Consider the following 26082-nt stretch of genomic DNA (forward strand, 5'->3'; position numbering starts at 1 on the left):
AGTTGAAAAATAAGGCTAATTTCATGGCGGAGAGAATGGGATTCGAACCCATGAAAGAATTGCTCCTTTACACGCTTTCCAAGCGTGCGCCTTCAACCACTCGGCCACCTCTCCACAAATCAAAAATAGATATTAATTAATTTTATGTTAATTATTTCTATGATTAAAAATACAACTAAAAATAAAATCTATGATTGTATAACATTTTATCAAGCAAATATGTTGTTTCAACTAAGATTTGAAGTATTAAAAGATGTAGTAGATTATTTTGTTATTTGCGAAGCAAATAAAAGTCACACTGGCTTAAAAAAAGATTTTAATTTTAATCCAAAAATACCAGAAAAATATAAAAACAAAATTATATATATAAAAGTTACCGACTTACCAGATATTAAAATCAAAGGAAAAAAAGACTATAAATTGTTAAGATTACAAATGGAAAACTTGTTTAGAGGAATTCAATCAGCCAGTAAGAATGATCTAATAATTTTTTCAGATGAAGATGAAATACCTAATCCAAATATTATAAACAGTTTTAATTTTGAAAAACATAAATTTGGAATTTTTTTACAAAATATGTATTACTATAAATTAAATATTATGAACATCGATGAAGGTAATGGAAATTGGGCAGGATCAAGGATATGTCAGAAGAAAAACCTAAAATCATTTTTTAAATTAAGATTGCTCAAAATTAAAAATTTAGAATATCCTTTCTGGAGAATAGATAAAGAAAAAAATATTGAATTAATTGAAAAAGGTGGATGGCATTTTACTTACTTAATGAAGCCGAAAGAAATTTCAAAAAAAATTGAGGATATGGCTCACACTGAATTTAATAAAGACAATTTCAAAGACATTAATTCAATTGAAAATAATATTAAAAATTTAAAAGATCCTTTCGATAGAAATCTAAATTTGAAGAGGACAGAAATAGACGAAACTTATCCAGAATATATACAGAAAAATATGCAATTATATCATGAATGGATATTACAATGATACCCATAACTAAACCATCACTTGATAATTCTGATTTTAATTACATCAAAAAAGTTTTAAAATCTAAAATACTTACAGATGGATATTTCCAAAATAAGACTGAAATATTACTAAAGAAATTAATCAAATCTAAATTTGTTGCTTTGACGCATAGTTGTACTGCTGCATTAGAAATTTCGGCTATTTTAATTAATTTAAAAAAAAATGATGAAGTTATTATGCCTTCTTATGGATTTGTATCAGTTGCAAATGCTGTAGTTTTAAGAGGAGCTAAACCAATTTTTGCAGACATAAATCCTTTTACTTTAAATATATCTTACGAGGACATTAGAAAAAAAATAAGTAAGCGAACTAAAGCAATCTACGTAATTCATTATGCCGGTAATCCTTGTGAAATTGAAAAAATTTCCATATTAGCAAAAAAAAATAAAATATATTTAATTGAGGACTCTGCTCACTCTTTTCTAGGAAAAAGCAACAATAAATTTTTAGGTACAATAGGAGATATAGGTGTATTTAGTTTTCATGAAACAAAAAATTTAGTAGCTGGGCAAGGTGGATGTATTTCAATTAATAATTCTTCTCTCATTAAAAGAGCTAACAATGTTTTAGATAAAGGTACAGATAGAAAAAGATTTATTAATAATTTCAGAAGCAAAATAATCAAATCAAATAATAAAAAATTTTATAGTTGGGTAGATATTGGTTCAGAATATCGTGCCTCTGAACTTGCAAGTGCATTATTATATTCTCAAATGCTAAAAGTAAAAAAAATACAAAAGAGGAGAAAATATTTATGGAATGTCTTTAATAAGACTATTTTTAATCTTAAAACTAAAAAATTTTACTTAATAAAACCCCCAGCAAAATCGAACAGTGCATATCATTTATTTGTTTTAATATTTAAAAATTCAAAATTATCAAATAACTTTAAGAATAAGATGCAAAAATCAAATATTGCTGCTACTTTTCATTATGTTCCACTTCACAAGTCTAAAATGGGTAGAAAATTTAGAAATTCTAAATTACCTGTAACTGAAAAAATTTATAATCGAATAGTAAGACTTCCTTTATTTCCAGATATGACAAGAAAAGAAGTCAATAAAATTATTAAAAATATTAAAGAATTTAACAATGAATAAAAAAAAAATTTTAGATTATTGGAATTTGAGAGCAGGGAAAAAGAACTTAAAGTGTACAAATGATATAAATTTAGAAATCAACGAGATTAATATTTTTTTATCAATCATAAAAAACAAAAAAAATGTATTAGATATAGGCTGTGGTGATGGTGAGCTTTTAAGAAATCTTAAAAAAAAAAATAATTGTAATTGTTATGGTATAGATTTCAGTCAGAATCTAATTAAAGTAGCAAAGAGAAAATCTAAAAATATTAATTATTACTGTATGGATATGAACAAAATAAAAAAAGAATTTAAAGAAAAGATAAATTTTGATTATATTATTACTAAAAGATCTGTGCAAAATCTCACTTCATGGAATGATCAAAAAAAATTTATTAATCAATTAAAATTTCTTTCGAGCCCAAAAACCAAAATTTTACTTATGGAAAGTTCTAACGATGGTCTAAAAAAAATTAATGATATGAGAAATAAACTGAAATTAAAAAAAATTATTAAACCGTGGCACAATTTATATTTGGATGACTCAAAACTAAAAAAAACAAGTTTTGAGGGTGTGAAATTAGTTGATATCAAGGAACTTTTTTCAACATATTATTTTACATCAAGAGTTTTAAATGCAGCAATTAATCCTAAGCCTAGTTATAATGATTTACTCAATTTGACTGGTTGGAAACTACCTCAAACAACAATTGAAGGTTTTTCTCAACTAAGATTATATGAATTTAAAACTATAAATTAGTTTTTTTTATTACTGCAATATTTTTGAGATAAAGAATTTTAATTTTTTTTTTATGTAATCTATAAAATTTTTCAAATGCATTGTATGGCTGCATTTCTATATCTTCATAAATATTAGTAATATCATCAAAGATAATAATTCCACCAACATTCAATATCTTAAATGATGCCAAAGCATCATTAAATATATCTATACCGTTATGTGATCCATCAATATAAATATAATCAAAACTATCCTTTTCCATAAGTTGCTTAAAGGCTTGTTCAGAAGTACTTTTAATTTTTTTAATAGAAAAATCCTTTAAATTTGTGTCAAATTTTTTTTCTATATTCTCAAAATTAAAATCTAAAACTTGAGACCTATCTTTACTAGTTTCCCAGGTATCTATACAAGTAACATTTGCCTTCTTCCAATAAGAAAGAACAAATAAGCAGGATAATCCTTCGAAAGACCCTATTTCTAAATAATTAAAAGTTTTATTATAATCTTTTGGAAAAAAACTTCCTATTATTTTATAATTATTTAAAAACCAGTAAGTTGAAAAGTTTTTATCTGTAATTAAACTTTCAAAATTCGAAAAATCAGAATTTTTTTTAATTTTTTTTTTTTTGAAACTTGAAATTATTCTTGGCAATATGTGTTTAAGTTTAAAGATAAAAATATTTATTTTTTTATTTTTCATTATTAATTTTTAATACACCAATAAATGCTTCTTGAGGTATTTCAACTCTACCAAATTGTTTAGATCTTGCCTTCCCCTTCTTTTGCTTTTCTAAAAGTTTCCTTTTTCTGTCTGTTGCGCCTCCACCATGAATTTTAGTTAATACATCTTTTTTAAATCCCTTAATTGTCTCTCTTGCAATAATTTTACCTCCTATTGCAGCTTGAACTGGAATCATAAAATTATGTCTTGGTATTAAATTTTTTAATTTCTCACATACTTCTCTCCCAGTTTTTTGTGCAAAATCTTTATGAATCATCATCGCCAAAGCATCAACAGGTTCACCATTTACTAATATTCCAAGCTTAACCAAATCTCCTTCCCTATGTTCAATAATTTCATAATCAAAACTAGCATATCCACTAGTCATTGATTTTAATCTATCATTAAAATCAAAAACTACTTCATTAAGTGGCAACTCATAATTAACAACCGCTCTGTTTCCAGAATAACTTAAATTAGTTTGAATTCCTCTCTTATCTTGGCACATTTTTATTATTGAACCTAAATATTGGTCTGGTGTAATGATTGTTGCTTTTATCCACGGCTCTTCGATATATTTTATTAACGTTGGATCGGGTAGACTTGAAGGGTTCTGAAGATCAATTATGCTTTTGTTATTTAGATGAACTTTATAAACAACACCAGGTGTAGTTGTTAATAGATTAACATCAAATTCTCTTTCAAGCCTTTCGGTTACAATTTCCAAATGAAGCAGACCTAAAAATCCACATCTAAAACCTAATCCTAAAGCAGATGAGGTTTCTGGCTCAAATGAAAAACTTGCATCATTTAGTTGCAACTTTGCTAAACCCTCTTTTAATTTTTGAAACTCAGAACTATCTACAGGGAATAATCCACAGAAAACTACGGGTTTGCTAGGTTTAAATCCAGGTAAAGCTTCTTTTAATGGTTTTGAAGCATCACAAATTGTATCTCCAACTTTTGTTTCGGATAAAACTTTAATTCCTGTTGTAATGAAGCCAATTTCACCTGTTTTTAATTCATTAATATCAACAGGTTTTGGAGTAAAAACTCCAACTTTCTCAACAATATATTCCTGATTAGTAGACATCATTTTAATTTTCATATGTTTCGAAAGTTTACCGTCAATTACTCTAACTAAAATAACTACACCTAAATAAGTATCATACCAACTATCAACTAATAAACATTTTAAATCTGCTGAACTTTCTCCTTTTGGTGCTGGTAAAGTTGTAATAATTTGCTCTAAAATATTTTCTATACCTTCTCCAGTTTTACCTGAACACGGAATTGCATTTTCAGTATCAATTCCTATTACATCCTCGATTTGTTTTTTTGTTCTTTCCAGATCTGAAGCTGGCAAATCTACCTTATTTAAAACAGGTACTATTTCATGATTAGTATCAAGCGCTTGATAAACGTTTGCTAAAGTTTGGGCTTCTACTCCCTGTGTACTATCTACGATTAAAATTGAACCTTCACATGCATATAAAGATCTACTTACTTCATAACTAAAATCTACATGACCTGGGGTATCAATGATATTTAAAATATAATTTTTACCATTTTTAGCTTTATAGTTTAATTTTACTGTTTGAGCTTTGATTGTGATTCCTCTTTCACGTTCAATATCCATTGAGTCTAAAACTTGAGCTTTCATCTCTCTTTCAGTTAATCCACCACAACTATGAATAATTCTATCAGCTATAGTAGATTTTCCGTGATCTATATGCGCAATTATCGCAAAGTTTCTTATATTATCAATTGAACTCATTAATTATTTTAGGAACGAATTTTAGCACCAGTTTTATTTTCAACTGTTTCTATTATCAAATTATTAGTTTTTTCTAAATCATTATCCGTTAAAGTTTTTTCCAAAGATTGAATTGTTACACTGATAGCAATTGATTTTTGATTTTTAGGAATATTATCTCCTTCGTATACGTCAAAAACTTTGACATTTGAAATTAAATTTTTATCAATATTTGATATGACACTTACTAAATCCTGTACACTTATTTTTTTATCAATAATAAATGCAAAATCTCTTTCGGATTTTTGAAAGTCAGATACTGAATATTTTGTTTTTTGATCTTTTAAAGGTTTTTTTGGTAATTTTAAATTTTCTAGAAATATTTCAAATCCTAATAAAGATTCTGTTTTAATATCTAGCGTTTTGATAATGTTTGGATGAATTTCACCAAAATACGCTGCTACCTTATCTTTTCCCTTATTTAAAAATATTCTACCTGATTTTCCTGGATGATAATATTTAGGACTTTCATCATCAATATAAAATTTTTCTGAGTCATAACCAGCTTCAACTAAAGTTTGTATAACATCTCTTTTAATATCAAAAACATCTATATTTCTCCCTTTTTCAATCCATGAAAGTCTGGATTTTTTCCCAGCTGACAAACCACAAACAACTGTATTTTGAGCCCCAGGTTGTGAACCATAAAATATTGGTCCTATTTCAAATATTGATAAGTCTTTAATTCCTCTATCTAAATTTTTGCTCATATACATCACTAAATTTGAAAAAATAGAATTTCTTAATACTCCCAATTCAGAGCTAATTGGATTTACAATTTTTATTTCTTTATTGCCCTCTTTAAAATGATCGTTGTATTTTGAATCTGTAAAAGACCAAGTAATAGCCTCCAGATACCCTTTAGATGCTACTGCTCTTTGAAGAAAATGAAATAACTTTTGAGTTGGATTTAAAGTATTTTTTGATCTTTCTTTAATAGGATTTTCTATTTTTATTTTTTCATAGCCACTAATTCTTACAATTTCCTCAACTATATCAATTTCTTGAACGATATCTGGTCTCCAAGATGGAACTGATAATTTAAAGAATTTTTTTTCTTTTTTTAATTTAAAACCAAGTTTTTCTAAGATGTTAATCATTTCCTTGGTTGAAATTTTAAAACCAGTAATTTTTTCAAACATTTTGGGTTCAAATTTTATGACTTTGTTTTTATAAGTTTCAATTTTTTGAATATCTATTTTGCTAATTTCACCACCACAAATTTCCTTAATTAAAAAAGCTGCTTTATTTAATCCAACTTCAATAGATAACTGATCAATACCTCTTTCAAATCTAAATTTAGCATCTGTATCGATATTCAATTTTTTAGCAGTTTTTCTAATTGATCTTGGATCAAAATAAGCTGATTCTAATAGAACATTTTTTGTACCTAACTCTGTACCAGATCTTGTTCCTCCGATAATTCCTCCTAGGCCTAATACACCTTTGTTATCACTTATTACACACATTCCATCATCTAGTTTATAATTTTTATTATCTAGAGCAGTAAATTCTTCTCCTGATTTTGAATTTCTAACAATTATTCCCTTATCAATTTTATCAGCATCATATGCGTGCAAAGGACGATTAATATCAATCATGACATAATTTGTAATATCTACAATTGCAGATATTGGTTTTTGGCCTATAGAAATTAACTTATCTTTCAGCCATTTAGGACTTTCTGTATTTTTGACGTTAGTTATCAAGCAGCTGCCAAAAGACAAACACCCTTGATTTTTTTCTTTTGTTATTTTTACTTTTAATGTCTGTTTTTTATTAGATTTAATTTTTTTATCTTTTTCTGGTTTTAAGTTTCCAAAACCTGCGGCTGATAGATCTCTCGCTATCCCCCGAACACCAAGACAGTCTGGTCTATTTGGTGTGATTGATAAATCGATAAGATTAGAACTTGGTTTAGAAAAATAACTTTTTCCAATATTTTTTGCATATTTCGAAGATGATAATTCAGTAATTCCATCACTTTCATCTGATAAATTCAATTCAGATTCAGAACAAAGCATTCCATAAGATGTAACATCTCTAATTTTAGCAACAACAAGTTTAGTTTTGTTTTTTGGGATTATAGCACCTGGTGGAGCATACACAGTAAGAAGGCCCTCTCTAGCATTTGCAGCCCCACAAACAACTTTTTTGATTTCATTATTACCAACATCAACATCACAAACTTTAAGTCTGTCTGCATTAGGATGTTTTTCTGTTTTAATGATTTTTGCTACTCTAAATAAGTCTAATCCTTCGGATAAATTTTCTATACTCTCAACCTCGAGACCTATGTCTGTTAGTTTATCAAGAAGTTTATCTTCTTTAGCACTTATTTTTAAATGATCTTTTAACCAATCATATGTAATCTTCATCTGCTTAAACCTCTGTAATTTGAAGGGACATCAAGTGGATCAAAACCAAAATGATTTAGCCATCTGTAATCACAATCAAAAAACGCTCTTAAATCATTTATGCCGTATTTAAGCATTGCTAATCGGTCTATACCTATGCCAAAGGCATATCCTTGATATTTAGATGGATCTACTTTTACATTTCTTAAAACATTAGGATGCACCATGCCACAGCCTAAAATTTCAAGCCACTTATCTCCTTCTCCGATAATTATTTTGCCTTCTTTTATTTCATAACCAATATCAACTTCTGCAGATGGTTCTGTAAATGGAAAATGACTAGGTCTAAATCTCATTTTAATTTTTTCGACTTCAAAAAATTCTTTAATAAAATAATTCAAGCATCCTTTTAAATGTCCCATATTAATATTTGTATCAATATGCAAACCTTCTACTTGATGAAACATTGGTGAGTGTGTTTGATCACTATCAGATCTATAAGTTCTCCCAGGAGCAATGATTTTAAATGGAGGTTTGTCTTTTAGCATAGTTCTAATTTGAACTGGTGAAGTATGAGTTCGTAACAAAACTTCTTTGTTTTCATCTAAGTAAAATGTATCATGCATATCTCTTGCTGGATGATTGTCCGGTGTGTTTAAAGCAGTAAAGTTGTTATATTCATTTTCAACATCAGGTCCCTCCTCAACACTAAATCCTATTTCAGAGAAAATAGATGAAATTTCATCAATAGTTTGTGATACTGGATGAACTTTTCCTCTAACGAATGGTCTTTCAGGTAAAGTTATATCAACTTTTTCCTTTTCTAATTTTTCGTTTATCTTTTTTCCTTCTATCTCATTAATTTTAGAAGTTATCAAATTCTGAAGCTCATCTTTAACTTGATTTAAATCTGACGCAAATTTTTTTCTATCAGTCTCTGGAATTGACCCTATTGTTTTAAATTTTGATGAAATTAAACCATTTTTACCAAAGAGATCGGTTTTGATTTCATTTATTTGATCAATGCTTAAATCATTTTCTAGCTTTGATATAAACTGATCTCTAATATTTTTTATCTCTGACATATTAGTAGATTATTTCCTTAAGAAATAAAAACAATAGCGAAGATTAATTTAAAGCTGATTGAGCTTTTTGTACAATTGTTTTGAATGCTTCTGGGCTATCGTAAGCAATTTCAGCAAGAATTTTTCTATCTATTGCAATACCACATTTATTTAATCCATTGATAAATTTTGAATAAGTTAAGCCTTCAGCTCTTACTCCAGCATTTATTCTCTGTATCCACAATGATTTAAAATCTCTTTTTTTATTTCTTCTGTCTCTGTAAGCGTATTGCATGGATTTTTCCATAGCTTGCTTAGCAACTCTAATAGTATTTTTTCTTCTACCCCATTGACCTTTTACAGCTTTTAAAACTTTTTTATGTTTAGCTTTACTAGTTACACCTCTTTTAACTCTTGCCATATTAACCTCTTAAACTGTAAGGCATATATGACTTAACAATTTTTCCATCTTGTTTAGACAATGTTGTAGTGCCTCTTAGTTTTCTTATTTGTGAATTCGTTCTTTTGATCATACCATGTCTTTTACCTGCTTGTGCAGAAATAACTTTACCCTTAGCTGATATTTTAAATCTTTTTTTTGCTGAGCTTTTTGTTTTTAGTTTTGGCATTATTCTGCGGACTTATACAAAGAAAGATATAATTTTACAACCTCTATTAAGGCTTATAAAGGCTGAATTACCATTATCATTTGCTTCCCATCAAACTTGGGATGCAATTCTACCTTACCGATATCCTTCATATCTTCTTTAATTTTGCCCATTAGTTCATTTCCTAGATGGGAATGCTGAAGTTCTCTGCCTTTAAATCTAATAGTGAATTTAACCTTATCTCCTTTAGCTATAAATTTTTTAGCATTTTTGACTTTAAACTCATAATCATGAGTTTCCGTAACAGGTCTCATTTTTATTTCTTTTAAAGAAACAATTTTTTGTTTTTTCTTTGCAAGATTTGCTTTTTTCTGAGCATCATACTTATATTTACCCATATCCATTATTTTACATACAGGAGGATTTGCATTAGGTGCTATTTCAATTAAATCTAAACCTTGATTTTTTGCCATGGAAATAGCTTCATTGGTATTCATCACTCCAAGATTTTCCCCATCACTTGCTATAACCTGAACATCAGGAGAAGAAATTCTATTATTAGATCTTGGACCTCTTTCCTTAGTTCTTCTTTGAAAATAATTTTGTTTGAAGTCTGCCACTTAGTTTGATGATGCTTTGTTTAAAGCAGAGAATGTTTTTAAGAATTGATCTATACCCATATTTTCTTGTTTATTAGAATCTAATCTTCTAATCGTTACTGAATTGGAGTCAACTTCTTTTTTACCACAAATTAACAAAAGCGGTATTTTTTCCAAAGAATGATCTCTTATTTTATAATTTAAATTATTATTTTTTAAGTCTACTGCAGAACTAATACCTTCATTTTTAATTTTTTTAGATACTTCAACTGCGTAATCATTAAATTCCTCTGATATAGGTATTACCATTGTCTGCAAAGGGGACAACCAGAAAGGAAACTTTCCTGCGTAGTTTTCAATTAGAATTCCAACAAATCTTTCTAAAGAACCAAATAACGCTCTATGTAACATAACAGGAATTTTTTTAGTTCCATCTTTATCAACATATGATGCATCTAATCTTCCAGGTAAGTTTAAATCAACCTGTAAAGTTCCACATTGCCAATCTCTACCGATTGCATCTCTTAAGACAAATTCAATTTTTGGACCATAGAATGCACCCTCACCCTTATTAATACTATATTCTAACTTGGAAGCTTTAACTGCTTCAAGCAAAGAAGCCTCTGCTTTATCCCAAATTTCATCATCCCCAACTCTTACCTCAGGTCTATCTGCATATTTAAGAATTACATTTTCGAAGCCTAAATCTTTATAAATATCTAAAATTAAATTAGTTACCTCTAAACATTCATTAGTAATTTGATCTTCAGAACAAAATATATGAGCATCATCTTGAGTGAAAGCTCTTACCCTTAGTAATCCATGTAGGGCTCCAGATGGTTCATACCTGTGTACTTTTCCAAATTCAGCAATGCGTAGAGGAAGGTCTCTATAACTTTTTAAACCTTGATTAAATACCTGAATATGCCCAGGACAATTCATTGGTTTAATTGCGAATACTTTTTCATCTGGTGTTTCTGAAGTATACATATTTTCTCCATATTTTTCCCAATGCCCAGATTTTTCCCATAGTTGTCTATCTAATATCTCTGGTGTGTTTACTTCTTTATAACCAGCAGCGTCTTGCCGACTTCTCATATAGTTAATTAATTTCTGAAACAAGGCCCATCCTTTTTCATGCCAAAATACCGATCCAGGACTTTCTTCTCTAAAATGAAATAGGTCCATTTCTTTTCCAAGTTTTCTATGATCTCTTTTTTCAGCTTCTTCAATTCTTTTCAAATAATCGTCCAATTGTTTTTGATTTGCCCAACTAGTTCCATAAATTCTTTGAAGCATTTCATTATTTGAATCTCCTCTCCAATATGCTCCTGAAACCTTCATTAATTTGAAAGCTTTACCAATTTTTCCAGATGACACTAAATGAGGACCTCTGCATAAATCATGCCATGTTTCACCGTGATGATAAACAGAAAGTTCTTCATTTCCTGGAATACTTTCAATTATTTCGGCTTTATATTTTTCACCAATTTTGATGAAATGGCTGATTGCTTTTTTTCTTTCCCAAACTTCTCTTCTTGTTTTCACATCTTTATCAATTATTTCTGACATTCTATTTTCAATCTTTTTTAGATCATCAGTTGTGAATGGTTCCTTTCTAGCAAAATCATAATAAAATCCATTCTCAATTACTGGTCCAATAGTTACTTGAGTGCCAGGATATAATTCTTGAACAGCCATAGCCATTATATGTGCTGTATCATGCCTAATAACCTCTAATCCTTCTGGATCTTTTGAAGTAAAAATTTTAACAGAACTATCTTTATTTATTTCAAAAAATAAATCCTTAAGTTCACCATCAACACTCATTATAAGTGCTTGTTTAGCTAATGATTTACTAATTTTTTCAGCTACTTCCAGTCCAGTAACTTTATTAGGAAAATCAATATTGTTTCCGTCAGGTAATGTTATTATCGGCATTTAATTTAATAATCTCTTATACTCTGAATAAGTAGAAAAGCACATTTTTTCAACATTAAATTTTTTAACTATATTCTTTCTTCCCTCGGTACCAATCGATTTTAATAATGTTTCATCTAAATAAAGAAGTTTTAAAATTTTTTGGCTTAAGGATTTAGCATTTTCTGATTCAAATAAAAAACCTGTCTTTTCATCAATAATTGTTTCATTAGACCCCCCAATATTACTTGCAATAATTGGTGTCTCCATTGATTGTGCTTCAACAGCAACTCTTCCAAAAGCCTCTGGCTCAGTTGATGCAGAAACTACAATATCTGACACCTTATAAGCTAAAGCCATATCCTTACAGTGATCTATGAATCTTATTTGGTTCACTAACCTATATTGTTCCGAAAGTCTTATTAATTTTTTTTTATATAAATCTCTACCTTGATCACTTCCAAGAATGACAGCATAGAACGCTTCATAACCTAGTTCTATATTCACTAAATTAATTGCTTCAATAAAAACTTCCTGTCCTTTCCAAGATGTCAATCTACCAGGTAAAAGTATAATTTTTTTATCTTTTTCAATATTCCATTTTATTAATAATTTTTTTTCATCAGTCTCAAATTTTGTAGTAGGATCAAAATAATCAACATTAATTCCTCTGAAAATAACCATTAATTTTTTTTTATCATTTAAGTATTCTGAATAATTTTGCTTGATATGTGAAAATATAAAATTTGATCCTGCAATGATAAGATCAGATCTTGTCATAATTGAATTATAAAATTTTTTAAAATTATTTTTAAAATTATATGTGCCATGAAATGTTGTAACAAATTTTCTACCAGTCAATTTCGTTGCAAATAAACATGACCAAGCTGGAGCTCTACTTCTTGCATGAACTATTGAGATATTATTAGTCAAAATTATACCAATTAAAATTAAAGCATTTATCAACATTAATAATGGATTTTTGCTATGTACTGGTAATTTAAATATTTTTACTTTTTTTTTATCAACAAATTTAAGTAATTCACCCCCACTTGTTACAATAAATGATTTACAATTATTTTCTGGTAAATAGTGTGCGATATCATAACAGCCTGTTTCCGCACCCCCATACCCTAATTTTGGAATAACCTGCAAAACTTTTAAATCAGATGTCATTTGATATGATTATATATTAATAGTTATAACTAATAAACGATTATGGCAAAATTCAAATACCACAAGATATCAAATTCAAAGAAAATTAGATATATTTCCAAAACTTTTAAAAATAGTTCTTTTATAGTTTTTTTGCATGGTTTTATGTCAGACCTCGAAGGTAAAAAACCAAATGCATTTTTAAAATTTGCAAAAAAAAATAAAAAAAGTTTTTTGGCACTGGAATACTCTGGTCATGGGAAATCTTCTGGAAAATTTATAAATGGAAACATTTCAAAATGGAGTAAAGAAACTTCAATTTTAATAAGAAAATACGTTAAAAAAAAAGAATTTGTGTTAATTGGTTCAAGTATGGGTGCATGGATTTCGCTAAATCAATTCAAAATTTTCCAAAAACAGATTAAAGGATTTTTAGGAATAGGGGCTGCTCCTGAATTTTTAGAAAATTTAATGTGGAAAAAATTTACAAAAAAAATGAAAAAAGAAACAATAAGTAATGGTATTTATCAACTCAAACATGGAAGTTATGAATATCCAATTACACTGCAACTAATAAAAGATGGAAGAAAAAACAAAGTCTTAAATAAGAAAATTAATTCAAATATTAAGGTAACAATGGTACATGGTGAAAAGGATGAGGCAGTTCCTGTTTCATATTCAAGAAAAGTTTTAAAATTATTTCCAAAAGCTAAGAAAAAATTAAATATTATAAAAAAAGGTGATCACAGTTTATCAAATAAAAAATGGTTAAATATAATTTTAAAAGAGCTTAAATTATTAATTTAGCTAACTTTTTTTATATCTTTTTTTAAAGTAATTGGATTTTTTAATTTATCCAACATTTCTTTAGGACACACCTGAACAAAATTATTTACTTCATCATCAAAGTTTACAATTATTTTTTTCGATAGTTGAGACTCAGTTTCTTTGAAGTGCTCATTGACTAAATTTTTTAAATATTCTTTCCAATAATCTGTCTCTACATTTTGCCAAACTACTGATTCTGGATTTACTTTCTTTTCAAATTGTTGAGATTTATCATATATAAAGGCCATTCCACCTGTCATACCAGCTGCAAAATTATCACCAACATCTCCTAAAATTACTACAGTTCCACCAGTCATATATTCACATCCATTAGAATCGCATCCTTCAATTACTGTAACTGCACCAGAATTTCTAACTGAAAATCTTTCACCAGCTTGGCCAGCAGCAAAAAGTTTTCCTGAAGTAGCTCCGTAAAGAACCGTATTTCCTAAAATTGTATTCTCATTTGAAACTAAATTGCTCTCTTCAGGTAATTTTATTGAAATAGTAGCTCCTGACAAACCTTTACCAACATAATCATTTGCATCTCCCTTTAATACAAGTTTTAAACCTTTAGAAGAAAATGCACCAAATGATTGACCTGCTGATCCTTTAAAATTTAAAACTAAAAAGTTTTCATCAAGTTTTTCATAACCATATTTTTTATACAAATGATGAGAAATTCTAGTGCCTACTGCCCTATGAGTATTTTTTATTTGATATTCTTTCTCAATTTTTTCAGAATTATCCAAAGCCTGTTCAATTTCTGGCCAAATTTCTTGGTCAAGAGTATCTGGAACACTATTTATTTCTTGATCCTCACAATACCTTGGATTATTTCCGGTATCAGCTTGAACAAATAAAGGATTTAAATCTAGATCGTCTAAATTTGGAGAGCCCTTGCTAACCTGTTTTAATAAGTCTGTCCTACCAATCACTTCATTTAATGATTTAAAACCTAAATTTGCTAATATCTCTCTTACTTCACTGGCTATAAATGTGAACAAATTAACTACTTTTTCTGGAGTTCCAGTAAATTTTTCTCTTAGCTTTTCATCTTGAGTACATACGCCTACAGGACATGTATTTGAATGACACTGCCTTACCATTATACATCCCATTGCAACTAATGCTGTAGTAGCAACACCATATTCTTCAGCACCCATCATTGCAGCTATTACCACATCTCTTCCAGTTTTAATTCCACCATCTGTTCTTAAAGTAATTTTATGTCTAAGATTATTTAAAGTTAATACTTGGTTCGCTTCCGTCAAACCCATTTCCCATGGTATTCCAACATACTTAACACTAGTCTGTGGTGTTGCTCCTGTTCCGCCATTATGTCCAGAAATTAATATTATATCTGCTTTTGCTTTAGCTACACCAGCTGCAATTGTTCCTACTCCAGAGGAAGCAACAAGCTTAACTCCAATTCTTGCTTTAGGATTTATCTGTTTTAAATCATAAATTAGTTGTGCAAGATCTTCGATTGAATAAATATCATGATGTGGTGGTGGTGATATTAATGTTACTCCAGGGGTTGAATGTCTAAGTTTAGCAATCTCCTCTGTGACTTTAAATCCTGGTAACTGACCTCCCTCACCAGGCTTAGCGCCTTGTGCAATTTTAATTTCAATTTCATTACAATTATTAAGATAATTAACTGTAACTCCGAATCTTGCAGAAGCTATTTGTTTAACTCTTGAGTTTGCGCTGTCACCATTATCTAAAACTTTAAATCTACTTGCATCTTCACCGCCCTCTCCACTACATGAAGCACCTTTAATCCTATTCATACCAGTTGCCAAAGTTTCATGGGCCTCTTTTGATAAAGCTCCATGAGACATGCTCCCACTTCCAAATCTTTTTAAAATATTTTCTATTGGCTCAACCTCAGAAATATCTATTGGCCCACTTAATTTTTTTTCTCTAAAATCAATTAAGTCTCTAAGATTAATAGGTGGTAAACTGTATATTCCATCCGCATATCTTTTATAGGCATCATAAGAATTAGATCCTACTGCACTTTGAAGTAAATGAATTAATTTTCCTTGATATTGATGAGTTTCACCATTTTTACGATATCTATATATACCGCCTATCGGTAATATGGTTTCAGAACTTTCAAATGCCTCTTTATGTATTTCTCTAATTTTTTTCTCTATACCCGTAAGTCCAATACCTGAAATTTTGGAGACAACTCCTGGAAAATAATCTGCAACAATTGTTCTACTTAAACCTACGGTTTCAAAGTTACATCCACCTCTATAAGAACTTAGAACTGAAATACCCATTTTAGACATGATCTTTAATAAACCTGCGTTTACTGATTTTATGTATCTCTCTACACATTCATCAAAGCTAAATTGACCAAATAATTTCTTTTCATAACGCTGAAATAAACTATCAAATGCTAAGTATGGATTTACAGTAGTTGCTCCAACTCCTATTAAGGTTGCAAAAGAGTGTGTATCTAAAGCCTCTCCAGATTGAACATTTATTGATACATATCCTCTTAGTTTTTTTTCAATAAGGAATGAATTAATTGATCCAACTGCTAAAAGCATTGGTATTGGAAGTTTTAAGCTAGAAAGCTCTTTGTCACTTAAAATCAATTGAGTAACTCCCTGTCTTACTGCAATTTCAGCTTCTTTTTGAATTTTTTTAATTGAATCAAATAAAGTTTCTTCCTCAGAAAAAGTACAATCAATTATAGATGAATTGTTACCAAAAAAATTTATAAATTTTTCAAACTGAGAATTTGATAATATTGGACTATTTAAAACATAAATATTTTGCTTTGTTAAATTATCAAAATTTAAAATATTTCCAAGATTTCCAAACCTTGTTTTCAAACTCATAACCTTGTTTTCTCTTAAAGAGTCAATTGGTGGGTTTGTGACTTGACTAAAATTTTGTCTAAAAAAATGGTACAACGGTCTATACCTATCTGACAAAACAGCCAATGGTGTATCGTCCCCCATAGATCCAGTTGCTTCTTTAGCATCTTCTGCCATAGGATGCAGTATGAGCTCAAGATCTTCCAGACTAATTCCAAAAGTATATTGCCTTCTTCTTAAATCATCTCCCGAAAAAGAATTTTTTTCATCTGAAATAGTTAACTTATCATCTAGGTCGATAATTTGTGAATTAAAGTGTTTATACTCTTTGGCTAAATAATCTTTTATTTGCTTGTTTGTAAATACTTTACCTTTTTCTATTCTAACTCCAATTATTTCTCCAGGACCCAATCTTCCCTTTGACAAAATTCTTTTTTCATTTAATTCAATCATTCCTGTTTCAGAACCTGCAAATAATAATTTGTCTTTCGTAATTGCGTATCTTAAAGGTCTTAACCCATTTCTATCATTTGCAGCTATAACCCACTCATTATCAGTTCCAGCAATAGCAGCTGGTCCATCCCATGGCTCCATAGTACTGTTCAAAAAATTAAATAATTGTTGGTGATCTTTTGGTAGAGTTTTATTTTTTTTGGACCATGCGTCTGGAACTAACATAAGCTTCGCCAAAGGTGCAGGCTTACCAGATATATTTAATAATTCAAAAACATTGTCTAATGCAGCAGAGTCTGATGCTCCCTGTTGTATAACAGGTTTTAAGTTCTCAACATCGTCAAAAAGGGGACTGTTCATCTCTTGTTCATGAACTTTCATCCAATTTTTATTTCCTCTATAAGTATTAATTTCCCCATTATGCGCTATAGCTCTAAAGGGTTGAGCTAAATTCCAGCTAGGCGCTGTATTTGTTGAAAATCTTTGATGAAAAATAGCAAACCTTGAAATAAATCTCTCATCTTTTAAATCAAGGTAGAAATCTGAGATAGCTTCAGCTAAAAACATTCCCTTGTAGATGATAGATTTAGAACTTAATGAACAAATATAAAAATTGTTTAAAGATTTTTTAAAAGCTTCATTTTCTATCTTTCTTCTAGTTTCATAAATTTTTCTTTCTAAATCTTTATTTGTTAATTCTGGATTATAAGGTTTAAACAATACTTGGATAATTTCAGGCATTGTTTGGAATGCCTTTTCTCCTAAAACTTTTGGATTAACTGGAACTTGTCTCCAACCGTAAATACTAAAATCATTTTTTGTTAATTCACTTTCTACAATAGTTTTGCAACTTTCTTGCGCTGCATAATCATTCCGAGGCAGAAATATCATACCCACACATATTTCAGAATTGTCATGTGTGTGTCCTGTCACTTCTATCTTTTCAATGAAGAAATCTTTTGGTATTTCAACATGAATTCCAGCTCCGTCACCAGTTTTCCCATCGGCATCTACAGCACCTCTATGCCAAACTGCTTTTAACGCCTCAATACCATACTCTACAACTTTACGAGATTTTTTACCTTCAGTTGATGCAATTATACCAACACCACAAGCATCATGCTCCATATCTTCTGAATAAACATTATTTTCTTTTAAAAGGTGAAGGTTTTTTTTATAATTTTTCATTAAGCCACTCTTTTTTCCACTTTAGATTTACTCTCTAGATAAGTTTTAATTGAAGCTGCTGCATCTCTTCCATCTTTTATCGCCCAAACAACTAATGAGGCTCCTCTAACTATATCACCAGCTGCAAACACCCCTTTTATATTTGTTTCCATAGTATCAAAATCTGTTTTAATAGTTCCCCACTTTGTTACTTGTAATTCACTACTATCAAATAAATTTGGTATATCCTCAGGATCAAAACCTAGTGCTTTGATAACCATATCTGCTTTTGTTTCGTAACTTGAGCCTTCTTGTACTTGTGGCTTTCTTCTTCCTGTCTCGTCTGGATCACCTAGTTTAATTTGATCTACAATTATTTTTTCCACTTTATTTGTACCTTTAAATTCTTTAGGACTTGATAACCAAACAAATTCAACACCTTCTTCTTCTGCATTTGCAACTTCTCTTGCAGATCCTGGCATATTTTCTTTATCTCTTCTATACAAACATTTAACAGAATTTGCCTTCTGTCTTATAGAAGTTCTCACACAATCCATTGCTGTATCACCTCCACCGATTACAACAACATCTTTACCTTCTGCATTTAAAATTCCTTTATCAAACAACTCAACATCATCTCCTAGACCTTTTTTATTAGATGCTGTTAAAAAATCCATTGCAGGAAAAATATTATCAAGATCATTTCCAGGTAAGTTTACTTCTCTTGCTTTATAAACTCCTGTAGCAATTAAAATTGCATCATGTTTTTTTCTCAATTGGTCTAGGCTAGCATCCTTACCAACTTCAAAATTTTGAACAAATTCAATTCCTCCATCCTTTAAGAGTTTTGTTCTTCGCTCTACAACTTCTTTTTCTAATTTAAAATTTGGAATACCATAAATTAATAATCCTCCTGCTCTATCATATCTATCGTAGACAGTTATTTTATACCCATTTTTTCTTAATTGTTCTGCTGCAGCTAAACCAGCAGGACCTGCTCCTATAATACCTACGCTTTGATTTTTTTCATTCGTTACCTTAATTGGTTTTACCCAGCCCTGAGCCCAAGCATTATCTGTAATATATTTTTCTACTGATCCAATAGTTACTGTTCCATGACCAGACTGTTCAATTACACAATTTCCCTCACATAATCTATCTTGGGGGCAAATTCGGCCACACACTTCAGGCATATTGTTTGTGCTTTGGGATAATTCATAGGCCTCTTTTAATCTTCCTTCAGCTGTGAGTTTAAGCCAATCTGGAATGTTGTTACTTACAGGGCAATGAACTTGGCAAAAAGGTACTCCACATTGCGAACACCTACTCGACTGTTCTTTAGCCTTTTCATTGATATATTCGTCATAGATTTCCTTAAAATCTTCCTTTCTAGTATCAACTTCTCTTTTAGGTGGCGTTTGTTGACCTATTTTTACAAATTTGAGCATTTTATCTGGCATAATAATATTTAAGTTCCCGCAAAATATATCCTGATTTATGTATATAAAGCATAAAATAGGTCATATATATTGACCTTTATTTTTAAATTATTACCACTAATACACAAGTTTTTAATTATTGCATAGCTATTATGCTTAAATCGAATTGTTTTAAATAAATACTTTATAAGTTACGTAGAAATAATGTTTCAAAATATTATAGAAGTTTTAATTCTCTCTGCAATTCAAGGAATATCTGAGTTTCTTCCTATTAGTTCCTCTGCACATTTAATTTTGGTTTCTACTTTATATGAATTTAAATCTAGTTCCTTGCTTATTGATATCAGTCTCCATCTAGGTTCTCTAATAGCAATAATTTATTTTTTTAGGGAAGAACTATTTAATGCTAGAAAAAATAGAAGACTTTTAAGTTTAATTATACTTGGATCTATTCCGCTAATAATTGTTGGATACATACTTTATAGTACAAATTTAATTTACCAGTTAAGAAACATAAAAATTATAGCATGGACTACTTTAATATTCGCAATAATTTTATACATCTCAGACAAAAATCGATTTGATAAAAAAATTTCCTCAAATTTAAATTTTCAGTCAATAATATTTATAGGTATTTTCCAAATTTTCTCTCTTGTACCCGGAGTAAGTAGGGCAGGAATTACTATAACAGCTGCGAGAATTTTAAAATTTAATAGAGTAGACTCAAGCAAGATATCTTTTTTACTTTCAATCCCAGCATTGGCTGGAGCCAGTGTCTTAAGCTTAAAAGATATTTTGGAACAATCAATACAGTTTAATTACTTAGTTGTTATCGCAATTGTATCTTCTTTTATTTTTTCTTTTCTAACAGTAAAATTCTTTTTAATTTATATAAATAAATTTTCAATGAATGCGTTTATAATTTATAGAATAATAATTGCTTTGATTTTATTTAGTTTAATTTATTAAATATACTTCTTTTTATCAAAGGAAGTAATTGAGACATGAGAACTCCACATAGAATAAAAAAGCATCCAAGTAAATTATTAACATCTAGAATTTGATTTAAAATAAACCAAGCAGCTATAGTTGCAAATACACCTTCAAGAGAAAAAATTATAGCAGCAGGTGCCGGAGTAATGTTACGCTGTGCATAAATTTGTAATACAAATGCAAATCCACCAGATAATATACCTGCATATAAAATTGAGTAAATTTCCATTAAAATATTGCTGAAAATAAATTCTTCATAAATAATTCCAATAATAAATGAGAAAATAGCTACAATTAAAGTCTGCGCAGCTCCTAAGGTAAGTGGAAGATTGTATTTAGTTATAATGATCCCAGTAAAAATGATATGAGTACTCCAAAATAAAGCTCCAAGAACAACCAAAGTATCTCCTAATCTTACTGTTGCATCATGAAAATTTGTTAATAAATATCCTCCAATTAAACATAGAACTACAGAAGGCCATACGCTCCAATGCATTGATTTTTTACCAAACATAAAAATAATAATCGGTACCATTGGCACATAAAAAATTGTAAAAAAAGCAGCATTTGCAACGTCTGTATAAAGCAAAGCGACTTGTTGTAGTGCTGAGCCCAAGAATAAAGAAATTCCAATTAATAATGAATAAATTATGAAAGTTTTTTTATCTAATTTAAATTCTGATTTAAAATTTTTTAATTCCAATAAAATCATAAGTGGAATTATGGCTAGAAAACCAACAAAAAATCTCACAGCATTAAAGGTAAAAGGGCCAATATTATCCATGCCCGTATCTTGGGCAATAAAAGTTGTACCCCAAATAAAAGTGCACAATAAGGCACTTAATAATGATATTGATTTACTCATTTTTAATTAGACAGCCAGTTTATAGGCAAAATTCTTGCCTAAATTTTCTTTTAGATCATTATTAAACCTAGCTGCTTCTGCACCATCAATAATTCTGTGATCATAAGATAAAGAAATTGGCAGCATAGTCCTAGTTTTAAACTTTCCATTCATAAAAATTTGTTTTTTTTCTGATCTTCCTACTCCTAATATAGCAACTTCAGGGTAATTAATTATAGGAGTAAAAAATGAACCTCCTATACCGCCTAAACTCGTAATTGTCATAGAGCCCCCAAACAATTCTTTTTTATCAATTTTTAAATTTCTACAAAGTTCGCTTACCTCTTTTAATTCTTTGCTTATCAGAGAAATTTTTTTGTTATTCGCATTTCTTATTTTTGGGACCATTAATCCATTTGGCGTATCGACTGCTATCCCAATATGGTAATATTTTTTTAAAGTCATTTTTCCAGTCTCAATTTCATCGATAGAGGAATTAAAACTAGGAAATTTCTTAAGAGATGCAACTAAAGCCTTTATTATAAATGCTAGAGGTGTAATTTTAATTTTTTCTCCAGTATACATATCTGTTAATGAACTTCTAAAACTTTCCATCTCCGTTATGTCGGCTTCATCGTGATTTGTAACATGAGGAATTGTTGTCCATGAATTTGTAAGATATTTAGATGATAATCTTTTTACTCTTGGTATGTCTTTAATTTCTATTTCACCAAAATCAGAATGTTCAAATTCGTTTTTAATTTTATCTGGTTTACTATCTTTTACTAAAACGTTATTTTTTGAATTAGATGAAACAAATTTTTTAATATCATCTTCAACAACTCTTCCATCTTTCTGACTTCCTGCTACTTGATTAATATCTACACCAAGTTCTCTAGCAAATTTTCTAGCTTTTGGACTTGCAGACGAAATTTCTGAAATATTATTTTTAGAAAATTTTTTTTCTTGGATTTTAGGTTTTGTTATCTCAATATTTTTTGACTCTTTTTCAATTTCTGGTTTCTCTTTAATCTCTTCCTTTTTAACTTCTGAAACACTCTCTATAGTTAAAATTAAGTCGCCCTCAGAAACTTTATCTCCTACTTTTATTTTTAAATTTTTAATTTTACCCTCATAATTTGATGGTATTTCTACACTGGATTTATCACTTTCAATTGTAATTAAGGCATCATTTTTTTTAATTGATTGACCTTCGGTAACTAATACCTCAATAACCTCAACATCTTTAAAATCTCCAATATTAGGTACTTTAATCTCAGTTTCTGACATTATAATTTTGTTGGCATTGGTTTGTTGGTATCAATATTATACTTCTTCATTGCATCTTTTGCATGTTTGGAAGTAATAAGCTGTTCTTTTGCTAAAATACTTAAACCATAAGCAACCAAATGTTCTTTATCTACCTCAAAAAATTTTCTTAAATTTTTTCTTGTATCACTTCTTCCAAAACCATCTGCTCCTAATGAATAAAAGCTTTTATTAATATAAGGTCTGATTTGATCTGAATTCATTCTCATATAATCAGATGCAGCCATTATTGGACCCTCGGTTTTGCCTAAGCATTGTTCAACATAGGATTTTTTAGGTTCTTTATCAGGATTCAAAAGATTAAATCTTTCGACCTCCATTCCATCTTTTCTTAATTCATTAAAACTTGTTACACTCCATATCTCACTGTCAATTTGATAATCATTTTGTAAAATCTCTGCAGCAGACAGCATTTCTCTTAAGATTGTTCCTGATCCTAAAAGTTGAATTTTAGTTTTTTTATATTTTTTAAATTCTTTTAATTTATACATGCCTTTTAAAATACCTTCTTCACAATTCTTATCTTTAGGCATTTCTGGGTGTGAGTAATTTTCATTCATTGTTGTAATATAATAAAAAACATTCTCATTTTTTTCATGCATTCTTCTTAGACCTTCTCGAAAAATTACCGCCAATTCGTAATGAAATGTAGGATCATAAGCTACACAATTTGGAATAGTTGATGCAATTAAATGACTATGCCCATCCTGATGTTGTAAGCCTTCTCCAGCTAGTGTTGTTCTTCCAGCTGTTGCGCCCACCAAAAATCCTCTAGCCTGACTATCTCCAGCTGCCCAAGCTAAGTCTCCTACTCTTTGAAATCCAAACATAGAATAAAAAATATAAATAGGGATCATTTCGATATCATGATTAGTATATGAAGTGGCAGCAGCAATCCATGATGACATAGCACCAGCTTCATTGATACCTTCTTCTAAAACTTGTCCACTTTTATCTTCTCTATAAGAACTTAATTGAGCAGCATCTTCAGGTTCGTATTTTTGTCCCTCGTGAGCATAAATTCCTATTTTTTGAAAAAATCCTTCCATACCAAATGTTCTTGCTTCATCAGGAATAATTGGAACTAATTTAGGAGATATATTTTTATCTCTTAATAAATTAGTAAGCATTCTTACTAAGGCCATAGTAGTAGACATTTCTTTTTCACCAGTTGATACTTTCATGAAATCAAAAATATCTTTTGATGGAGCTTTAATTGGTTTTGCAAAAGTAGAACGCTCGGGTAAATATCCACCTAATTTAATTCTTCTTTCTTTTATGTATTTTATTTCTGGAGAGTTCTCATCAGGCCTAAAGTATTCAATATTTTTTACTTGTTTATCTGTTAAGGGAACATCGAATCGATCTCTATAATACATTAAATCATCAACATCTAACTTTTTGGTTTGATGGGTAGTATTAACACTTTCACCAGATTTTCCCATTCCATAACCTTTAATAGTTTTTGCAATAATTACTGTTGGGCTTCCCTTATGTTTAGTTGCCTTATCATAAGCAGCAAAAACTTTGTGAGGATCATGACCACCTCTATTAAGTCTCCAAATATCTGTATCAGACATACTTGATACCAATTCAAGGGTTTCGGGGTATTTGCCAAAAAATTTTTCTCTAACGTATGCACCATCTCTTGCTTTCATTGCCTGATATTCACCATCAACTGTCTCATTCATAGCTTTAACTAAATGACCAGTTTTATCATTTGCTATTAATGAATCCCAATATGATCCCCAAATAACTTTTAACACGTTCCATCCCGATCCTCTGAAACTTCCCTCGAGCTCTTGAATAATTTTTCCATTACCTCTAACTGGACCATCTAGTCTTTGAAGATTACAATTAATTACAAATATTAAATTATCCAAATTTTCTCTTGCAGCTAATCCGATAGCTCCCATTGATTCAGGTTCGTCCATTTCCCCATCACCTAAAAAAGCCCAAACCTTTCTTCCTTCATCTTTAATCAAACCTCTATTGATTAAATATTTCATGTATCTTGCTTGATAAATTGCAAGCATAGGGCCTAAACCCATAGAGACTGTAGGGAACTGCCAAAATTTTGGCATTAACCATGGATGTGGATAAGATGATAGACCTCCAGGTTTTACTTCTTGTCTAAAACTATCTAATTGTTTTTCACTTAATCTACCCTCTAAGAATGCCCTAGCATACATTCCTGGAGCACTATGTCCTTGAAAATAAACTAAATCCCCACCAAATTTATTATTTTTTGCTCTCCAAAAGTGGTTCATACCAACGTCATATAATGTTGCAGCAGATGCAAATGTTCCAATATGTCCACCTAGCTCAGGATATTTTTTATTTGCTCGTACTACCATTGCTGCTGCATTCCATCTAATTAGTGATCTAATTCTTCTCTCAATATTTTGATCACCATTTGACTTTACTTCTGCCTCAGGGGGTATTGTATTTATATATGGTGTGTTTTGAGTATAAGGAATATTGGCTCCTTCACGATAAGCTTTATTAATTAGTTCTTTAATTAGAAAATGAGCTCTGTGATTTCCGTCTTTCGAAATTACAGCGGATAAAGAATCTAACCAATCTTGTGTTTCAAGTGGATCGATATCAGCTCCATTAACTACTTGAATTGTAGATTGTTTTTTCTCTATTAGTGGTTCAGAAATACTTTCTTTCTCCTCTTTTTTCTCAGCCATTGCTTCTTCAGCCTGTTTAATTATATTTTCTGTATCTTTAGGCAGAGTACTTTCTGATAACGTTTTTGATGATGATGTAAGATTAAGTAACAAATCTCCTTTTGAAACTTTGTCACCAACCTTAACTGCTACACTATCTATTTTTCCAGTAACTGTAGAGGGAATTTCAACGCTTGATTTATCACTTTCAATCGTGACAATTGGATCGTTTTCTTTAATTTGATCACCTGCTTTAACAAGAATCTCTATAACTTCAACATTTTCAAAATCACCGATGTCAGGAACAACTAATTTTTCGCTCATTTTTTAAATGTTTTATACACACAAAAAAACATTATTGTGTTTTATTTTATCACATTAATAAGGTTTTTTCTTTAATCTTATC

At 29.7% G+C, this 26082-nt stretch carries 19 protein-coding genes and 1 tRNA gene; 5 read left to right on the top strand and 15 right to left on the bottom strand.

Translation table 11 applies throughout. The features are described from left to right. Positions 1 to 24: 24 nt before the first annotated feature. Positions 25 to 114 (bottom strand) — tRNA-Ser (locus ACTT9X_RS05985). Positions 115 to 159: 45 nt separating this feature from the next. Here ACTT9X_RS05985 and ACTT9X_RS05990 point away from each other — a divergent pair. The 3 genes from ACTT9X_RS05990 to ACTT9X_RS06000 are packed head-to-tail and all read left to right on the top strand — an operon-like array spanning position 160 to position 2886. Further along, positions 160 to 1002, top strand: a complete 843-nt coding sequence (locus tag ACTT9X_RS05990; protein WP_440934728.1) for a glycosyl transferase family 17 — start codon at positions 160 to 162, stop codon at positions 1000 to 1002. Continuing rightward, positions 999 to 2144, top strand: coding sequence for a dTDP-4-amino-4,6-dideoxygalactose transaminase (gene rffA / locus ACTT9X_RS05995; protein WP_440934729.1), 1146 nt, complete (start codon positions 999 to 1001; stop codon positions 2142 to 2144). The genes ACTT9X_RS05990 and rffA overlap by 4 nt, the downstream gene beginning before the upstream one ends. Further along, positions 2137 to 2886 (top strand): class I SAM-dependent methyltransferase, encoded by a 750-nt coding sequence (locus ACTT9X_RS06000; protein ID WP_440934730.1) that lies wholly within the window; start codon positions 2137 to 2139, stop codon positions 2884 to 2886. Before rffA ends, ACTT9X_RS06000 begins: the two co-directional genes overlap by 8 nt. Here ACTT9X_RS06000 and ACTT9X_RS06005 read toward each other — a convergent pair. From ACTT9X_RS06005 to ACTT9X_RS06045, 9 genes are read right to left on the bottom strand one after another with little or no spacing between them, the layout of a single operon-like run. Next, positions 2876 to 3568 carry a class I SAM-dependent methyltransferase gene (locus tag ACTT9X_RS06005; protein WP_440934731.1) on the bottom strand — a complete coding sequence of 231 codons (693 nt, stop codon included), beginning with the start codon at positions 3566 to 3568 and terminating at the stop codon, positions 2876 to 2878. The two genes, ACTT9X_RS06000 and ACTT9X_RS06005, sit on opposite strands and share 11 nt — an antisense overlap. Next, a complete protein-coding gene (lepA, locus tag ACTT9X_RS06010; RefSeq protein ID WP_440934732.1) occupies positions 3558 to 5366 on the bottom strand; it encodes a translation elongation factor 4 in 1809 nt (602 codons plus the stop codon). The genes ACTT9X_RS06005 and lepA overlap by 11 nt, the downstream gene beginning before the upstream one ends. 8 nt (positions 5367 to 5374) lie before the next feature. Next, a complete protein-coding gene (gene pheT / locus ACTT9X_RS06015; RefSeq protein ID WP_440934733.1) occupies positions 5375 to 7783 on the bottom strand; it encodes a phenylalanine--tRNA ligase subunit beta in 2409 nt (802 codons plus the stop codon). Further along, entirely contained in the window at positions 7780 to 8847 is a 1068-nt protein-coding gene (pheS, locus tag ACTT9X_RS06020; protein ID WP_440934734.1) for a phenylalanine--tRNA ligase subunit alpha, read from the bottom strand. The genes pheT and pheS overlap by 4 nt, the downstream gene beginning before the upstream one ends. Before the next feature lie 43 nt (positions 8848 to 8890). Further along, positions 8891 to 9247 (bottom strand): 50S ribosomal protein L20, encoded by a 357-nt coding sequence (gene rplT / locus ACTT9X_RS06025; RefSeq protein ID WP_023854435.1) that lies wholly within the window; start codon positions 9245 to 9247, stop codon positions 8891 to 8893. Between the two features lies 1 nt (position 9248). Further along, positions 9249 to 9455, bottom strand: a complete 207-nt coding sequence (gene rpmI / locus ACTT9X_RS06030; protein WP_023854436.1) for a 50S ribosomal protein L35 — start codon at positions 9453 to 9455, stop codon at positions 9249 to 9251. A gap of 53 nt (positions 9456 to 9508) precedes the next feature. Then, the gene (infC, locus tag ACTT9X_RS06035) at positions 9509 to 10054 is read right to left on the bottom strand and encodes a translation initiation factor IF-3 (RefSeq protein ID WP_440934735.1); all 546 of its coding nucleotides are present in this window, start codon (positions 10052 to 10054) and stop codon (positions 9509 to 9511) included. Further along, positions 10055 to 11974 carry a threonine--tRNA ligase gene (gene thrS / locus ACTT9X_RS06040; protein WP_440934736.1) on the bottom strand — a complete coding sequence of 640 codons (1920 nt, stop codon included), beginning with the start codon at positions 11972 to 11974 and terminating at the stop codon, positions 10055 to 10057. Beyond that, positions 11975 to 13129, bottom strand: coding sequence for a glycosyltransferase family 4 protein (locus ACTT9X_RS06045; RefSeq protein ID WP_440934737.1), 1155 nt, complete (start codon positions 13127 to 13129; stop codon positions 11975 to 11977). Positions 13130 to 13171: 42 nt separating this feature from the next. Between ACTT9X_RS06045 and ACTT9X_RS06050 the strand changes: the two genes are divergently transcribed. After that, positions 13172 to 13915 (top strand): alpha/beta hydrolase, encoded by a 744-nt coding sequence (locus tag ACTT9X_RS06050; RefSeq protein ID WP_440934738.1) that lies wholly within the window; start codon positions 13172 to 13174, stop codon positions 13913 to 13915. On the opposite strand, the gene gltB is transcribed toward ACTT9X_RS06050, so the two are convergent. Next, positions 13912 to 18417 (bottom strand): glutamate synthase large subunit, encoded by a 4506-nt coding sequence (gene gltB / locus ACTT9X_RS06055; protein ID WP_440934739.1) that lies wholly within the window; start codon positions 18415 to 18417, stop codon positions 13912 to 13914. The two genes, ACTT9X_RS06050 and gltB, sit on opposite strands and share 4 nt — an antisense overlap. Beyond that, positions 18417 to 19856 carry an NAD(P)-dependent oxidoreductase gene (locus tag ACTT9X_RS06060; protein WP_440934740.1) on the bottom strand — a complete coding sequence of 480 codons (1440 nt, stop codon included), beginning with the start codon at positions 19854 to 19856 and terminating at the stop codon, positions 18417 to 18419. Before ACTT9X_RS06060 ends, gltB begins: the two co-directional genes overlap by 1 nt. Before the next feature lie 183 nt (positions 19857 to 20039). Between ACTT9X_RS06060 and ACTT9X_RS06065 the strand changes: the two genes are divergently transcribed. After that, positions 20040 to 20804: an undecaprenyl-diphosphate phosphatase gene (locus ACTT9X_RS06065; RefSeq protein ID WP_440934741.1), complete on the top strand. Its 765-nt coding sequence runs from the start codon at positions 20040 to 20042 to the stop codon at positions 20802 to 20804. Here the strand turns inward: ACTT9X_RS06065 and ACTT9X_RS06070 are convergent. Genes ACTT9X_RS06070 through aceE form a run of 3 tightly spaced genes read right to left on the bottom strand, consistent with a single transcriptional unit; the run spans position 20788 to position 26000 of the window. Further along, positions 20788 to 21693: a DMT family transporter gene (locus ACTT9X_RS06070; protein WP_440934742.1), complete on the bottom strand. Its 906-nt coding sequence runs from the start codon at positions 21691 to 21693 to the stop codon at positions 20788 to 20790. The genes ACTT9X_RS06065 and ACTT9X_RS06070 overlap by 17 nt on opposite strands. A gap of 6 nt (positions 21694 to 21699) precedes the next feature. Continuing rightward, positions 21700 to 22962 carry a 2-oxo acid dehydrogenase subunit E2 gene (locus ACTT9X_RS06075; protein WP_440934743.1) on the bottom strand — a complete coding sequence of 421 codons (1263 nt, stop codon included), beginning with the start codon at positions 22960 to 22962 and terminating at the stop codon, positions 21700 to 21702. Further along, the gene (aceE, locus tag ACTT9X_RS06080; RefSeq protein ID WP_440934744.1) at positions 22962 to 26000 is read right to left on the bottom strand and encodes a pyruvate dehydrogenase (acetyl-transferring), homodimeric type; all 3039 of its coding nucleotides are present in this window, start codon (positions 25998 to 26000) and stop codon (positions 22962 to 22964) included. Before aceE ends, ACTT9X_RS06075 begins: the two co-directional genes overlap by 1 nt. Positions 26001 to 26082: the final 82 nt, after the last annotated feature.

This window comes from Candidatus Pelagibacter sp. (genome assembly GCF_052049855.1).
Classification (GTDB): Bacteria; Pseudomonadota; Alphaproteobacteria; order Pelagibacterales; family Pelagibacteraceae; genus Pelagibacter.

Bases quoted from the DNA above. Each gene is read 5' to 3' on its own strand.
- ACTT9X_RS05990 (WP_440934728.1), top strand. From the start codon at position 160: ATGATTAAAAATACAACTAAAAATAAAATCTATGATTGTATAACATTT.
- rffA (WP_440934729.1), top strand. From the start codon at position 999: ATGATACCCATAACTAAACCATCACTTGATAATTCTGATTTTAATTAC.
- ACTT9X_RS06000 (WP_440934730.1), top strand. From the start codon at position 2,137: ATGAATAAAAAAAAAATTTTAGATTATTGGAATTTGAGAGCAGGGAAA.
- ACTT9X_RS06005 (WP_440934731.1), bottom strand. From the start codon at position 3,568: ATGAAAAATAAAAAAATAAATATTTTTATCTTTAAACTTAAACACATA.
- lepA (WP_440934732.1), bottom strand. From the start codon at position 5,366: ATGAGTTCAATTGATAATATAAGAAACTTTGCGATAATTGCGCATATA.
- pheT (WP_440934733.1), bottom strand. From the start codon at position 7,783: ATGAAGATTACATATGATTGGTTAAAAGATCATTTAAAAATAAGTGCT.
- pheS (WP_440934734.1), bottom strand. From the start codon at position 8,847: ATGTCAGAGATAAAAAATATTAGAGATCAGTTTATATCAAAGCTAGAA.
- rplT (WP_023854435.1), bottom strand. From the start codon at position 9,247: ATGGCAAGAGTTAAAAGAGGTGTAACTAGTAAAGCTAAACATAAAAAA.
- rpmI (WP_023854436.1), bottom strand. From the start codon at position 9,455: ATGCCAAAACTAAAAACAAAAAGCTCAGCAAAAAAAAGATTTAAAATA.
- thrS (WP_440934736.1), bottom strand. From the start codon at position 11,974: ATGCCGATAATAACATTACCTGACGGAAACAATATTGATTTTCCTAAT.
- ACTT9X_RS06045 (WP_440934737.1), bottom strand. From the start codon at position 13,129: ATGACATCTGATTTAAAAGTTTTGCAGGTTATTCCAAAATTAGGGTAT.
- ACTT9X_RS06050 (WP_440934738.1), top strand. From the start codon at position 13,172: ATGGCAAAATTCAAATACCACAAGATATCAAATTCAAAGAAAATTAGA.
- gltB (WP_440934739.1), bottom strand. From the start codon at position 18,417: ATGAAAAATTATAAAAAAAACCTTCACCTTTTAAAAGAAAATAATGTT.
- ACTT9X_RS06060 (WP_440934740.1), bottom strand. From the start codon at position 19,856: ATGCCAGATAAAATGCTCAAATTTGTAAAAATAGGTCAACAAACGCCA.
- ACTT9X_RS06065 (WP_440934741.1), top strand. From the start codon at position 20,040: ATGTTTCAAAATATTATAGAAGTTTTAATTCTCTCTGCAATTCAAGGA.
- ACTT9X_RS06070 (WP_440934742.1), bottom strand. From the start codon at position 21,693: ATGAGTAAATCAATATCATTATTAAGTGCCTTATTGTGCACTTTTATT.
- ACTT9X_RS06075 (WP_440934743.1), bottom strand. From the start codon at position 22,962: ATGTCAGAAACTGAGATTAAAGTACCTAATATTGGAGATTTTAAAGAT.
- aceE (WP_440934744.1), bottom strand. From the start codon at position 26,000: ATGAGCGAAAAATTAGTTGTTCCTGACATCGGTGATTTTGAAAATGTT.